Origin of the sequence: Nocardia carnea, from assembly GCF_029869215.1 — a bacterium.
Lineage (GTDB): Bacteria > Actinomycetota > Actinomycetes > Mycobacteriales > Mycobacteriaceae > Nocardia > Nocardia carnea_B.
In genome coordinates this window covers 16,017-30,740 of the sequence record NZ_JARWPM010000155.1, presented here as the reverse complement: position 1 = coordinate 30,740, position 14,724 = coordinate 16,017, and the positions used below count along the sequence as shown (strand labels likewise).

General features: G+C 69.2%; 11 protein-coding genes. 7 read left to right on the top strand and 4 right to left on the bottom strand.

Annotated features, from left to right (window positions below; all coding sequences use genetic code 11):
• Nucleotides 1-814 precede the first annotated feature (814 nt).
• Nucleotides 815-1,321 carry a hypothetical protein gene (locus QH276_RS10510; RefSeq protein ID WP_280399364.1) on the bottom strand — a complete coding sequence of 169 codons (507 nt, stop codon included), beginning with the start codon at nt 1,319-1,321 and terminating at the stop codon, nt 815-817.
• Nucleotides 1,321-1,923, bottom strand: coding sequence for a TetR/AcrR family transcriptional regulator (locus QH276_RS10505; protein ID WP_280399363.1), 603 nt, complete (start codon nt 1,921-1,923; stop codon nt 1,321-1,323). Before QH276_RS10505 ends, QH276_RS10510 begins: the two co-directional genes overlap by 1 nt.
• A 431-nt stretch (nt 1,924-2,354) precedes the next feature.
• On the opposite strand from QH276_RS10505, the gene QH276_RS10500 reads away from it, so the two are divergent.
• From QH276_RS10500 to QH276_RS10470, 7 genes are all read left to right on the top strand, one after another.
• Nucleotides 2,355-3,524: an amidohydrolase family protein gene (locus tag QH276_RS10500; protein ID WP_280399362.1), complete on the top strand. Its 1,170-nt coding sequence runs from the start codon at nt 2,355-2,357 to the stop codon at nt 3,522-3,524.
• Between the two features lie 36 nt (nt 3,525-3,560).
• Nucleotides 3,561-4,796: a M24 family metallopeptidase gene (locus QH276_RS10495; protein ID WP_280399361.1), complete on the top strand. Its 1,236-nt coding sequence runs from the start codon at nt 3,561-3,563 to the stop codon at nt 4,794-4,796.
• A complete protein-coding gene (locus QH276_RS10490) occupies nt 4,786-5,910 on the top strand; it encodes a M24 family metallopeptidase (RefSeq protein ID WP_280399360.1) in 1,125 nt (374 codons plus the stop codon). The genes QH276_RS10495 and QH276_RS10490 overlap by 11 nt, the downstream gene beginning before the upstream one ends.
• Nucleotides 5,911-5,963: 53 nt before the next feature.
• Nucleotides 5,964-7,001: an enoyl-CoA hydratase/isomerase family protein gene (locus QH276_RS10485; protein WP_280399359.1), complete on the top strand. Its 1,038-nt coding sequence runs from the start codon at nt 5,964-5,966 to the stop codon at nt 6,999-7,001.
• A gap of 77 nt (nt 7,002-7,078) precedes the next feature.
• Complete coding sequence (locus tag QH276_RS10480) at nt 7,079-9,646, top strand: CaiB/BaiF CoA-transferase family protein (RefSeq protein ID WP_280399358.1); 2,568 nt, start codon at nt 7,079-7,081, stop codon at nt 9,644-9,646.
• Nucleotides 9,647-9,681: 35 nt separating this feature from the next.
• Nucleotides 9,682-10,317, top strand: coding sequence for a type 1 glutamine amidotransferase family protein (locus QH276_RS10475; protein ID WP_280399357.1), 636 nt, complete (start codon nt 9,682-9,684; stop codon nt 10,315-10,317).
• 13 nt (nt 10,318-10,330) lie between these two features.
• Nucleotides 10,331-10,789: a MarR family winged helix-turn-helix transcriptional regulator gene (locus QH276_RS10470; protein ID WP_280399356.1), complete on the top strand. Its 459-nt coding sequence runs from the start codon at nt 10,331-10,333 to the stop codon at nt 10,787-10,789.
• 202 nt (nt 10,790-10,991) lie between these two features.
• Here the strand turns inward: QH276_RS10470 and QH276_RS10465 are convergent, their stop codons facing one another.
• Together QH276_RS10465 and QH276_RS10460 are read right to left on the bottom strand one after the other, a co-directional pair.
• A complete protein-coding gene (locus tag QH276_RS10465) occupies nt 10,992-11,747 on the bottom strand; it encodes an SDR family oxidoreductase (RefSeq protein ID WP_280399355.1) in 756 nt (251 codons plus the stop codon).
• 196 nt (nt 11,748-11,943) lie between these two features.
• Entirely contained in the window at nt 11,944-14,616 is a 2,673-nt protein-coding gene (locus QH276_RS10460) for a hypothetical protein (RefSeq protein ID WP_280399354.1), read from the bottom strand.
• Between the last annotated feature and the right edge of the window lie 108 nt (nt 14,617-14,724).

The following is a 14,724-nucleotide window of genomic DNA, read 5'->3' as shown; positions in this document are numbered from 1 at the left end:
TAATCCGCGGGGGTGCAGATCATCGTCGGGTAACCCCGGACGCGGCGCGGTGAGCGCGGGACCGCGGCGCGCCTCGCCGTCGAGTTCGCCGGAAAGTCGCGCGACTCGCTGCCCGAAGTGCCGGTCCGCCCCCCCTCGCCCCCCCGCCCCCCCCCCCCGGGGGGGGGGGGGCCCCGCCGCCCCCCCCCCCCCCCCCCCCGGGCGGCTCGCGAAACGAGCCGCGGTATGACGGGCAGCGCGGCGGGTGGCTCCGGAGGATCGTCCGATGGCTGTACCGTCCCAGCCGGCGTCGCTGTCACCTATCTCGGTACGGAAATGTCATTCTCAGTTTCCAATAGGATGACATTCGATATGAGAGAACACAATACTTGCGGGCAAGTTTCCGGAAACCTCCACCGGAGCGCCGACCCGGCCCGGCGACCACCGAGCAGAACGCCCCCGAGCAGGCATGATAGCCCCGCAAAGGGGTCAGCCGGGGTGCAAATCGCGCCGCGGACAGCCCGGCAGAATTGTGAATATCAGCGTTTCGAATTTGCCCGGGACCGGGCCGCTCTTTCGAATTCGCACAAATGCGACCACCCCCGACAACTAATTCATCGGATAAATCCGCGCATAATGCCTCGGCAACACCGTAAAACACAGCGCAGTCCACCAGTGCTGCCACCTTCGGTGACCCACCGATGCGGGATCCCCGGTGCCGGTGTCCGGGTCAGCCCATCACCTACCGACCCGGCCTGCCGTTCACCTCATACCCCTCCGCACGGACCCACCCCCGCGCCCGCACGCCCCCTCGAACCTCCGGCCTTCCGGTACGTCAGACCGCCGGGACGAGGTCCGCGCAGACCGGCACGTATTCCGTGGCACCGCTGCGGAATATCTCGCTCGGCGTCACGGCCGCCGCCGACAGACCGGCCGCCACCAGGGCCTGGGCCTTGAACGCGCGGGCGGCGTAGCTCAGGCGGTGCAGTACCGGATCCACGCCGTGATCCTGCCCGGCCGGCCAGCCCTCACCCCAGACGACGACTTCGATGCCCCGGTGTTCCAGCGCGCGCAACACGCCTTTACGGGCCCGGCCGTCCCGGCTACAGACATCGGCGTTCACCGCCAGTGCCTGCGGCAGCCGTCCGGGAACCTCGGTCGCCAGTACGGAATCGAGCTCGCGTACTTCGGCGCCGAGAATCTTCAGGGGGCGGATATCGGCCGGCTGCGCGAGCAGAACCGTCACCTCCCAGCCGGCCACCGAGCGGTCGAACAACCACCCGCCGGCGAATTGGACCGCGTCGGCTACGGTCGCCGCCACCACATCGAGCCGGTACCTCATCACATCTCCTTCGCCGTCAAGTCGCGGGCCAGCGACTCGGTGTAACCGTTGAATACGTCGGCCAGCGGGATCGAACGATCGAGCAGCCACGAGATCTCCATTCCGTTCAAGAAGGCGACGATCTCGACCGCGCGCATCCGCGGATCGATATCGCGCCGGTACCGGCCGCTGTCCTGGCCTCGCCGAATCGCCTGGGTGACGATATCGACGGCCGTGCGCCAGCGATCGAGCATCCGATCGTGTAGTGGCGCCTCGGGCATCAGGTTCTCCACGAGCAGGACGACGAAGGTGCCGACCAGTTCCGGAGAACGTTCCATCCTGGTGACCACCTTGCGGATCTCGAGGATGAGATCGCCGCTGATATCGGCGTCGCGCAGGTCTTCGGCATCGCGAGCATCCAGGACAGCATGTAGCAGCTGTTCTTTCGAGGAGAAGTGATGCAACAGCCCCGCGGAGGTCACTCCGGCCTCGCCGGCGATCTGCGCCAGCGTCGTACTACGCCATCCGTTCCGGGTAAGCAGGCGCTGGGCCACGGCGAGAATCCGCTGCCTGCGGTCCTCCCCCTTGGCAAGGAGTGAGGCATAGGGACGAGGAGCTGTCATGGTCCGAACCCCGATCTAACAAACCTAGTGAACACACAGTAGGTTGGTTTCGATCCTGTGACAAGGGTTACAGAGAAGTTGCCACCGTAATGAGCCTTCACAGATGACGCGCGCGCGGCGCGGAGCATGAATCGACCCTTCGGAACCATCCACGAGACAGTTGGCGAGGCAGGTCGAAAATAGCATTCTCGCTGCATCAACCGCGGCGGAACAGCGAAAAAGGACCATACCCGTAGAACGTCCCTCTCCTAACATGATAATGTCGTTTTCAGCTCGGCGGGTTGCCCACCGGCGCCCGGCCGCCCGCGTCCACTGGCCCGGTGAACGCCAGGTCATAGCGGTTAGACATGACGTGAAGGCGCGGTCGGCCGCCCCGGGGCGACGACCGCCGACGGCACATTCGCGAATCAAAAGATCCATTGGAGGGTCAGATGCCGACTTCGCCCAGCAGTGCGCAGCTCTATCCCCCGCAGGGGTTCGGCCCGCCGAAGGATCGCCGGGGCCGGGCCGAGGGCACCCTCGGGCTCCCCGCCGGCACCGAAGTGTTCTCCGCCGACAATCACATCTCGCTCGCGGACGATATCTTCTACGAACGCTTCCCCGAGGAGCTGCGGGACAAGGCGCCACGGGTGTGGTACGAGGACGGCGCGTACCAGATCGGGCGTAAGGGAAGGTCGTTCCTGCCCGGCGATTTCAGTCGTGTGCTCATGCAGTACGACCCCTTGGACGGTTCCGGCAGCACCAACCTCGAGGCCCGCGTGGCGGATCTGCGCGCCGACGGGATCGACAAGGAACTGGCCTTCCCCAATTCGCTGCTGGCCCTGCTGTTCTACCCCGACAAGGCCGTCCGTGAACGCTGCTTCCGCATCTACAACGAGTACATCGCCGAGGTCCAGGAGCGGTCCGGCGGCACACTGTACGGTGTCGGGCTGATCAACTGGTGGGACGCCGACGGCGCGCGCCGCACGCTCACCGAACTGAAGGCCCTGGGGCTCAAGACTTTTCTGCTTCCGCTGTCGGCCGGCAAGGACGACGACGGCAATGTCATCGATTACGGCAGCAGCGCGATGATCGGCGTCTGGGACGCGATCGAGGAATCCGGTGTGCCGGTCTCGCACCATATCGGCGAATCGCCGCTGTCGGCCCCGTGTGAGGTGAACAGCGTGGTGGTCGGGATGATGCACAATGTCGCGCCGTTCCGCGAGTTGTTCTCCAAGTATCTCTTCAGCGGCATCATCGATCGGCATCCCGGGCTGCAGATCGGCTGGTTCGAGGGCGGTATCAACTGGGTCGCTTCGGCCCTGCAGGACGCCGAGCATATGCACGCGTCCTACCGGCATATGTACAACCGCCCGCTCGACCACGAGGTGCGCCACTACTGGGACAACCATATGCGTGCCTCCTTCATGGTCGACCCGCTGGGCCTGGCCGTCATCGACCGGATCGGCGTGGACCGGGTGATGTGGTCCTCGGACTATCCGCACAACGAGAGCACCTTCGGCTACTCGGAGAAGTCCCTGGCCTCGGTGGTCGACGCGCTCGGGCCGGAGCAGGCGGCCCGGGTAGTGAGCGGCAACATCAAGGATTTCCTGGGCGTCTAGGCCCGAGCCACCGAGCCACGCCGAGAGGGCCCTGTTATGACCGCATTCCCCGCCGCACCGACCGCGGCGATCGAAATACCCGACCTCCCCGACCGCGCACGCATGCTCCGGGAGACCGGGGCCCGCCTGCGTTCGGCCATGGCCGAACGCGGTGTGGACGCGGCGATCCTGCTGCTGAACAACAATGTCGTCTACGCGACCGGCGCGAACTGGCCGCTCGGCGATGCGGGCCTGGCCCATGTGGAACGGCCGGTCGCGGTGGTGACGGCCGACGACGAATGGCCGCATCTGTTCCTGCCGTTCCGGGCGGGCGCGGCGGCCGAATCCGAGTTGCCCGCCGATCATCTGCATCCGCCGGTCTACCTCGAATTCGACGAGGGCGTAGAGGATTTCCGGCGCCGCCTCGCCGAACTGGTGCGGCCGGGGTCGACAGTCGCGGTGGACGAATTCACCGGCGCCATGCTGCGCGCGCGGGACCGGCTGTTCCCCGGTACCCGGCCGGTGGACGCGGCCACGGTGATCGGTCCCGCCAAGTTGATCAAAACTCCCGACGAGCTGTCCTGTATCCGCAAGGCCTGCCGGATCACCGAGGAGGCCATCGTCGACGTGCAGGCCTCGCTCGTCCCCGGGGTACGCCAGATCGACCTGTCCGCGGGTTTCGTGCGGCGCGCGTTCGAACTGGGCGCCACCGCGACCATGCTCGACGCCATCTGGCAGGTCATGCCGGACAGCAAGGCCGACGGGGTGTGGACGACCCACGGTGATCTCGCCCTGCCGCTGCTCACCACCGAACGGGAGCTGAAGGCCGGCGATGTGCTGTGGACCGATGTCAGCATCACCTACAACGGCTACTGCTCGGATTTCGGCCGTACCTGGATCGTCGGGCAGGATCCGACGCCCCGCCAGCAGGCCCAGTACCAGCAGTGGCGGCACATCCTGGAGTCAGTGCTCGCGCAGATCCGTCCCGGCGCCACCGCGGGCCGGCTCGCCCACGCGGCGACCGAGGCGGCCGGCGGGCAGCGCCCCTGGCTGCCGCATTTCTATATCTCGCACGGAATCGGCGTGAGCGCCGCGGAGATGCCGCTGATCGGCACCGATCTCGGCGCCGAATTCGACGACAATTTCGTGCTCCGACCCGGCATGGTGCTGGTCCTCGAACCCGTGGTGTGGGAGGACGGCACCGGCGGCTATCGCAGTGAGGAGATCGTGGTGGTAACCGACGGAGGCTGGATGCCTCTCACCGACTACACCTATGCCCCCTATGGCGACTGAGATCCTGCCGGACGATCGCGCGCTGCGGGCCGGGCGCCGCGAGCGTGTACTGGCACAGATGCAAGCCCATGACCTCGACGTGCTGATCGCCGGACGGCAGGCGAATGCCCGCTATCTGTCCGGCGCACCCCAGCTGTGGGTGGCCGGTACCCGGCCGTTCGGGCCGGTGGCGCTGCTGATGCGGGAAACGGGTGCGGTCCACCTGCACAGCACGTGGGACGAAGGTATTCCCGAGGATATTCCGCACGAAAATATGTACGAGACCATGTGGGATCCGCGCAATCTCATCGCGGTGCTGCGTGAGATCGAGGGTGCGGCGACGGCCCGCCGGGTGGGCACCGACGCCCTGTCCCCGGCGTTCGCCCAGCTGCTGCCGCTCGCATTCCCCGCCGCCGAGATCGTCGACGGCGAACTCGCGTTCCGGGCGGCGCGGCGGATCAAAACCGCGGCGGAGATCGAGACGATGCGGCCGGGACTGCGGGTCGCCGAAGCGGGACTCGCCGCGGCGGTCGCGCGGCTGGCGCCCGGGGTCACCGAACAGGCGCTGGCCGGCGTGCTGCTCGAGGCCTGCGCGGCCGGCGGGGTGAGTACGCCCGCCACCCAGGACGCGGCGTGGGTGACCGCCCGCGACCATCCGTGGCGGCGGGCGACCCCGGACCGGCGGGTCCAGGAGGGTGATCTGGTCGCGTTCTCCTCCGGTGTACTCGGCGACGGATATATCGGGGAGGTCGGGCGGACCTGGCCGGCCGGGCCGGTCACCCCGGCGGCCGAGAAACTGTACGGGCGCTGGAACAGGTTGTGGGAGAAGCTGTTACAGGCGTGCCGGCCCGGCTCGCCCGCATCCCGGCTTCTCGACGCCTACTCGGATGCCGGGGAACCCCTGCCCGCGATGCCGGTCGCCCGGGGGCTCGGCCTGGGATTCGACCCACCGGTCGTGGCACCGGCTCTGCGCGGTACCGCCGAAGCCGAACAGCTCGAGCCCGGGATGGTCCTCGCGGTGACCGGATACGTCTGGGCCGAGGGGGTGGGCGCGGTTTTCGGCCGCGACGCCGTGCTCATCGGCGACGACGGCCCCGAGGTACTGACGGCAAGCCCGCGCTGGGGTGCGCCATGACCGCCCGGAAACCGGCCGCCGCGCGGGCCGGGAGCAAAGGAGCCGCGAAGAAGATGCCCGATAACGGAGCCGGTCACAACGCCGGCGGCAAGGACGCCGGAAACGCGGCGGCGGCAGCGGATCCCGGAACGGATTCGGCTGACACCCCGCCCAGCGCCGAGGAGATCATCCGGTATTCGAAGGATCCCGCGACCCGGATCGCGACCATCACCTTCGACCGCCCCGATCAGCTCAACGCCCCCACCATGGCCGCGCGGCTGCGCTACGGCGACCTCATCCACCGCGCAAGTATCGACGACGAGGTCAAGGTGCTGGTGATCCGGGGCGCCGGTGACGATTTCGGGTCGGGCGCCGATCTCGGGGAATTCATGGCCGTGCAGAACGACCCCGACCAGGGACCGCGGCTCAGCGAGTACAAGATCGGCCCCGACGAGGTGCGCTACCCGCCGAAGGAATCGTTCCGGCACGGCGCCAGTATCAGCCAGTGGTACGCCAACGCGCAGGCCGGCTGCCGGAGCCTGCAGGAATTCAAGAAGATCAGCATCGTGGAGGTGAAGGGCTACTGCTACGGCTGGCACTTCTACCAGGCCGCCGACGCCGATCTGGTGATCTCCTCCGACGACGCCTTGTTCGGGCATCCGTCCTTCCGCTACTACGGGTGGGGCCCGCGCATGTGGACGTGGGCGCAGACCATGGGGTTGCGCAAGTTCCAGGAGATGGTGTTCACCGGACGCCCGTTCTCCGCGGCGGAGATGGCCGAATGCAATTTCCTCAACAGCGTCGTCCCGCGCGCGGAGCTGGAGGCCGAAACCGCGAAGTACGCGCTCGCCTGTGCCCGGAACCGGCCCACGGACACGGTGTTCATGCAGAAGGTGTTCTTCGAGATCATGAAGCAACAGCAGGGCGAATACATGGGCAGCCTGCTCAGCGGTTTCTTCGAATCGATGGGCGGCCATATCCACGCCGACGACAACGATCTGATGCTGGACAACGCCTTCGACGACGGTTTGAACAACTCGGTCAAGGACAACGACAGCCGCTTCCCGCCGGAGTTCCGGCTCAGCAGATCGGGCCGGCGCAAGCCCGAATGATGCGCGACGGAAGCCGGCCGTAGCGCGAGTCTCAGGCGTAGGGCGTCAGGCCCTGCCCCCAGCGGAAGTGAGCCCCCATGAAACAGGAGCGCACCGCCGAAGCTCCGGCGAGCGGACCCCGTACCCCCGCGCAAGACCGCGATGACGCCCCGGCCGCTCGGGATAACACGGCGCCCGTCGGACCCACCGGCGGCGCGGTGCTGACCGGCTACCGCGTGGTCGCGCCGGCCGGTGGAATCGCCGGTATCTACTGCACCAAACTGCTCGCGGATGCCGGTGCCCGGATCGTTCTCGCGGAACCGCCGGCGGGCATTCCGCTGCGCCGCCGGACATCCCCGGATGTGTCGCCGGCGCCGGGCACCGACGGCGCGCTTTTCCAGTTCCTCGCCGGCGGCGCGCACAGCGTGACCGTGGACACCGCCCGGCCCGACGATCGCGAACTGCTCGACGGGCTGCTGGCCGATTCGGATGCGGTCGTCTGGTCACCGGACGGTGCACTCGCGGGCCATCCGGATTTCACGCCGGCCGCGCTCCGCGTACGCCATCCGCATCTGGTGGTCACCACGATCACGCCGTTCGGTCTCGACGGCCCGTGGGCCGGGCGGCCGGCCACCGAGTTCACCCTGCAGGCCTGGTCGGGCGGGATCGTCGGGCTGGGCCGTGGCGCTCCGGATCGCGCGCCGGTTCATATCGGTGGCGAGGTGGGCGAATGGTTCGCCGGCGCCCATGCGGCGGCGGCGACCCTTACCGCCCGGCACCGCGCCCTGAGCACCGGAACCGGTGAACTCGTCGACCTCTCGATCCTGGAAACCCAGATCCTGGGCCTGTCGTATTACCCGGTCTCGTTCTACGACACCGCCGACCGGCCGTTCCGCACCCAGCGCCGGCTCAGCCGGCCCGGCGTCGCCACCGCCGCCGACGGGCTCATCGCGGTGGGTTGCGGTACCGCGCAGCAGTGGTTCGACCTGTGCGTGATGGTCGGGCATCCGGAATGGATCGACGAGGACCCCACTCCCGCCATCACCGAACGCACCAACGAGAAGGCCGCGGAGCTCGCGGCCTGGTTCGCCGAGCATACGGTGGACGAGATCCGGGAACTCGCCACGGCGTTCCGGATACCCAACAGTCCGGTGGCATGCGGTGCCGATGTCACCGAACTCGATCAGCACCGGGCCCGGAAGTTCTTCACCGTGAACCCGCGGTCCGGGTTCACGCAGCCGGGACCGCCGTTCCGGACCACTCCCGCATTGCTCCGCGCGCCCGAATCGGCGCCCGTACTCGGCGAACACACCGGTTATTACCGCTCGGCCATAGCCGGCGGCACCTTCGCCCGCGGTGAACGTTCCGCCGGTCGAGCAGGCCGTGCCGCGACCGGGCAGGTACCCACCGGTGCCCGGAACCCGCTCCCGTTCGCGGGTCTGCGGGTGCTCGATATGACCACCTTCTGGGCCGGCCCGTCGTGTACGCATTACCTGGCCTTGCAGGGCGCCGAGGTGATCCATGTGGAATCCGCGCAGCGCCCCGACGGGACCCGCCTCATCGCCGGAGTGCCCGTCGGCGAAGACCACTGGTGGGAGAAATCCGGAATCTTCTCCGGCCTCAACACCACCAAACGCGGGATCACCGTCGACTTCCGCACCGACGCCGGCCGCGAGATCCTGCGCCGGCTCGTCGCCTCCTGCGATGTATTCGTGGAGAACTACACCCCGCGAGTGATCGAGCAGATCGGGCTCGGCTACGACACCGTCCACTCCCTGCGGCCCGATGCGATCATGGTCCGGATGCCCGGTTTCGGGCTGGACGGGCCGTGGCGGGACAACCCGGCGTTCGCCTATGTCATCGAGGACGCCTCCGGGCTGACCTGGCGCACCGGCTATCCCGATCAGAACCCGGTCGAGCCCTACAGCCTGGGCGACCCGAATGCGGGTGTGCACGCACTGGTCGGCCTGCTGCTCGCCCTGGAACACCGGCGGCGTACCGGCGAAGGCGTGCTCGTGGAGGCGGCCATGGTGGATGCGGCCCTGAACATCACCGCCGAACAGGTCATCGAATACTCCGCGTACGGCAACCTGCTGGAACGCGACGGTAACCGGGGCCCGCACGCGGCCCCGCAGAATCTGTACCGCGCGGCCGGGGTCGACGAGTTCGGCCGTCCCGACAACTGGATCGCCCTCGCGGTGACCACCGATGATCAATGGACGGCCCTCACCGCGGCCCTGGGTGGACCCGACTGGGCTACCGCACCGGATCTCCGTACGGCCGCGGGCCGCCGCGCCCACCACGACGAGATCGATGAGCACCTGGCCGCGTGGTGCGCCGACCGGCCGGCCGGCGAGATCGTCGAGCAGTTGTGGGCGGCGGGTATCCCGGTGGCCGAGGTCCGCCAGCCGCACCGCCAGGCCGATATCCCGCAGCTCACCCACCGGAAGTTCTTCGAACCGGTCCCCCACCCGATCAACCGCGCCGCGCGCCACAGTACGGTCCCGGCCCGTTTCTCCGCCGGTCCCGACCGCTATCACCACAGGCACGCCCCGCTGCTCGGGCAGGACAACAACGCGGTGCTGGGCGAACTGGGGTACACGGCGGAGGAGATCGCGGCCCTGGAGCAGGACGGGGTGGTCGGCGGGACCCCGAATTTCGGATAATTGACAACACGCTGCCATATTGACAGAATGTTGTCATGACTCGTCGAACCGTTCACCTGGCCGTCTACGACACCCTCGCGGATTGGGAGGTGGGCGCGGCCACCGCGCATATCAACAACGGCAACTGGCACCGCGAACCCGGCAGTTACCACATCCGCACAGTCGGCGCCGGTACCGAACCCGTCACCACGATGGGCGGTATGCGAATCCTGCCCGACCTCACCCTGGCCGACCTCTCCCCGGCCGACAGCGCCATGCTCATCCTGCCCGGCGCCGACGGCTGGGACAGCGGTGAGCTCGGCGCCTTCGCGGACAAAGCCCGGGAATTCGTTGCCGCCGGGGTACCGGTGGCGGCGATCTGTGGCGCGACCTTCGGTCTCGCCGCGGCGGGATTGCTCGACGACCGCGCCCACACCAGCAACGTCGCCGAATACCTCGCCGCCAGCGGTTATTCCGGTGGCAGCCACTACCGCGACGAACCCGCGGTCACCGATCGCGGCGTGATCACCGCCAACTCCACCGCGCCGTTCGAATTCGCCCGCGAAGTCCTGGCCGTCCTGGACGTCTACGAGCCGGCCGTACTCGACGGCTGGTACCGGCTGTTCGGCCAGGGCGATCCGGCCGGGTACGCGGCGCTCGCGGAATACGAGGCCCGGCAGGCCGCGGTGTGAACACGGTCGCCCGATGGAGAACTCCGAACAGCAACTGTTCAGTACTGCCGCCATCACCTCGTTCCGGCTCAACGGCCAGTTCCTCGCGCTCGCCGAGAAGCTGGCCGCACCGGCCGGTCTCACCGCCGCCTGGTGGCAGGTGCTGGGCGCGGTCCTGCCGGAACCGCTACCGGTGGCGGGTATCGCGCGCGCCATGGGCGTCACCCGGCAGAGTGTGCAGCGGATCGCGGACCTGCTCGTGGCCCGCGGTCTCGCCGAATACCGGCCCAATCCGGCGCACCGGCGCGCGAAACTGGTGGCGGTCACCACGGAAGGCCGGGCAGCCGTCGAGCGTATCGGTCCGCAGCACACCGAATTCGCCGCCCGGCTCGCGCAGCGAATGGGCCGGGAACGTTTGACCGAAATCGTGCAGGCCCTCGCCGACCTGTCCGCCGCAGTCGAAACTCTCGATACGGAGGACGAACACCGCTAGTTCCGCATCGGCGTACCCACCGGACGGTGCCGGTAGCGCTACGTCGGCGTGATAAGTGGGCGGCGACACCGATCGACAACTGTACCCATGCAGTACTGCCCGGCGGTGTGGCCCGGCTTCCACTCGGCGACCGCGGCGCGATGCTCGCTCGACCATGAATTCCGCCGCCTGCGCCCGCCCCGGTGCGCTCGCCGGCGCGGCATCAGATACCGGCGATCCGGCGCACGATCGGCAGCGGCAGCACCCGCATAGCGAGACCGAACGGAACCCACGGCCAGGCCGGGGTGTAGGCCTTGAACCGGCGCTTCTCGATCGCCGCCACCATGGAACGCACCCCGGTCGGCGTATCCACCAGGAATTTCGGCGGGTGGGCGGCTTTCTCGTTCATTTCCGAGGCAATGTATCCGGGGAAGATGATGGAAACGTCCACTCCCGGAACGCCTTCGGCCGCGATACCTTCGGCCATGGCCGCCACCCCGGCCTTACTCGCCGCGTAACTGGTCATCGTCTTCGGCATCCCGCGCAGCGCGGAGATCGAGGAGATCACCACGAGATGGCCGCCGCCCTGCGCCCGGAAGATCTTCATGGCGGCTTCCATCTGCGCCATCGCCCCCAGGAAATTGGTGTTCGCGGTCTGCCGGTTCGGCCGGTCACCACCCTTGCCGAACGGCACCCCCTTGCCCAGCCCGGCATTGACGATCACTCGGTCCAGGCGGCCGAATTCGGCGGCGAACTCGTCGAATACCCGCGGCACCGCATCGAAATCGGTGACATCCAGGGCGGCGGTCCGCACCCGCACCGCCGGCTGCGCGAGGGTGATCTCCGCGGCGAGTTCGCCGAGCCGGTCGGTGCGGCGCGCGCACAAGGCCAGGTCGTAACCCAGGGCCGCGAACTGGCGGGCCATCTCGGCGCCCAGACCCGAACTCGCGCCGGTGATCAGAATGGAACCTGTGGCCACGGTGGTGCCTCTCCTGGGGCCGGCCGCACCGCTGACGGTTCGGTGCAGGACGGCAGGTTGCGGCGAGCCCGTCCCCGAGCTCCCGGTCGAACCATACGAATACCACGGACGACCGTAGTGGACGCGTAGATCCGTGGAAAGCTCAGGCCTCGGCAGCGCGCCCTGCGCAACTCGGCCCGTGCGTACCGGAGGGCGATCAGCGTGCCGCCCGGAGTTGCGGGGCCTCCGGGTGCGCGAAGGGTGCCAGCGCGCGCTGGACCTGCTGCTGTGACAACCGGCCGTGCCGGCGGCCCGGAAGACCGTCCTCCGGCGCTCCGGTGGCCGCCCGGCACACGTCGGTATCGGTGGCCGCGGGATCGACCGCGAACCTTTCCCCGGTGAGGTCGATGGCGGCCAGGCGGTTGCCGGTCCGTGCCTCGTACACGCTGAGCCGGTACGCCATCGCGAACAGGTTCAGCGTCCGGCCCACCTGCTGCCCCGGGGCGGGCGGGAACTGGCAGGTGCGGACCAGCGCGCCGAGCCGCTCCTCCGAGACGCAGGCCACCAGTTGCACCGACCGCGCATCGACGGGATGCCATACGGCGGCCGGGCCCACCGGGGTGAACTCGGCCAGTTCCCCGGCCAGATGGATCGGGCTGGGCCCCGCCGCCGAATAGGGCGCGGCCACCGTGGTTCCGCCCGCGCCCTGGCACAGAGCCCCGTATTCCGCCACATCGAACCGGGCGAATCCGGAAGCCGCGAACACGGTGCCGGTCACCGCCGCCAGCGCCGCGCCCGCCACTCCGATCGCGATCGCGTACCGCGCTCCGCGCCCTCCGGCGTTCGCCCCGGCCGGCCGGGCCTGGTCCACCTGCCGTCCGGTTTCCGGCCCCCGCGGGCGGCCCGCCGCGCGTGCTGCCACGACACCGCCTCCCACGCGGGCAGGCACCTGCCGGAGCCGGGCGAACCCCCGCCGGATGCCGGCCGGGGTCCGCACCGGCCACCGGGGCTCGCGGGCGGACGCACCGGGCGCCGACGACCCCGCCGGGTCGGCCGGACGGTCCGCCACATCCCCACCGGCTGGGAACTCCCCTGCCGAATCCGGCCGATCGTCTCCTCGACTCGGAAATCCGAGACCCGTAACCGGCGATACCGGCGAACCTTCCGCCCCCGGCGTCGCAATCCACCGCGAACGCTGCTGCCGTGTGCTCCCCACATTGCCGCGCCGGCGCGGCGGACGAATCTCGGCTGCCGCGGACGCCGGAACCCCCACCGCGTCCTCCGGAGAGTGCGCCGCCGATTGCCCCGGACGCCCCATTTCACCGAGGTCCGTTCCCGCGGGCCGATCCGCATGCACAGGCTCGCCTGGTTCCGCGAGCCGGAGTCCGGGGAATCCGGCCGGGTGGTGAAATCCGGCCTCGGGCTCCGCAGGCTGGCCGGATTCCGCAGCCCGGCCGAGTTCCGCACGCTCGGCCGGTTCCACGGAACGGCCGGATTCTGCGGGTCGACCGGATGCCCCGGACTCGTCGGGCTCCGCAGGCTCGCCGGGTCCCGCAAGCCGGCCGCGTTCCGCGGGCCGGTCCGTTGCCTCGAACCGTGGCGACGTCCCGAATTCCGGTGGCTGCTCCTCACCAACGGCCGGCCGGCTGATCATCCCCGGCTGCTGCGCAGCATTGTTCCGCTCGTCGTCCGTACTTCGGTCCGGCTCACCGGCATCGCGCGGGAATGCGTCCGGATCCCAGCGGCGACCCGCGGCCGCACCGGTTCGTCCGGTACCGCCGACGGACTGCGAAGCGGGCGCATCGGCCGACGGCTGTCGCTCAGGCGGTTCCGGCCGGGCGGATCCGGGAGGAGCGGTCCGGTCGTCAGGAGACGGGACCGGGCCGGAGCCGGTCATCGAGAGCACTTGTTCGGTCCCGGACTCTTCCGCGCTCTCGGGTCCGGCTCGTCCCGTAAACCCGGGTGCACCGCCCGTGGCCGGGCGCGTGGACGTGCGGCCGGAACCGGTGAATCGCGGGAAGATCGGCTTCCGCACCGATCGGGTCCCGGCAGGCACGGGCGGCGCCGCGAGCGCACCGAGCGCGCTTCCGTTCCCCGCGACCGCGAATCCCTCGGCCGCCAGCTCCTCGGCATCCGGTGTCGACAGCGGGATCCCCAGAATTTCGAATGACTGGGCGATATCGGCGGCCCGCCAGCACGCGGCGCCGGCGGGCGGCCGCTCGAAATACTCGGTCAGGCCGGCCGATTGCCCGATCCGGACCATGATCGTTGCTTCGCCCGCCTCCTGCGGCGGTGGGGTCCAAGCGATCCGCGAACCGGTTTTCGGGATCAGCACCACCAAAATGTCGATGTCCTCGGGCAATCCGTGCCGGCGCAGTACCGCCGCCAGGTCGGCGCGCTGGCGGCGGCCCCGCACGAGCGGGTTCATCGTCCCGGAACCGGTACGCAGATCGGCGGCCCGATCGTCGACCTGCCAGCGGCCGTCCGATGGTGTCTCCAGCACGCCGTGCTGGACCGACCGGAAATCCGCCAGTACCACGAGCGTGCACCCGGACGGCGTCCAAACCAGCAGGTCGATCACCGTGGCGGACCGGCGGCGCGAGCGGGGCAGCGCACCACCGAGCAGTGCGACGCCGCCGATCCGCTCGCTTCCCCGGCCCCAGTCGCCGAGTAAGCGGAGCACGAACCGCTGCACACCGGACAATTCGGCACTCTGCACGCGTACAATCACGGCAACCCCTACTTCGGTGACCACGAAACCCACGCACACCACGGGGCGCCAGGGAGATCTAATTCCCTGGCGCACAACGTTTTTGGATGCGCCGTCGTCAATGGTAGCAATCCACGCCCGGGCGCACGAGAGCCTGCGCCCGCAGGCATGCGTGCGCATTCGTGCATATCGCCCGGGCCGGCCGTACTCGTTACGCGGTGACGCCCTCCGCTCTGCCGGCAACACCGACCATGAGGTGGAACGATCCATCCGACCGCGACCGCCGAG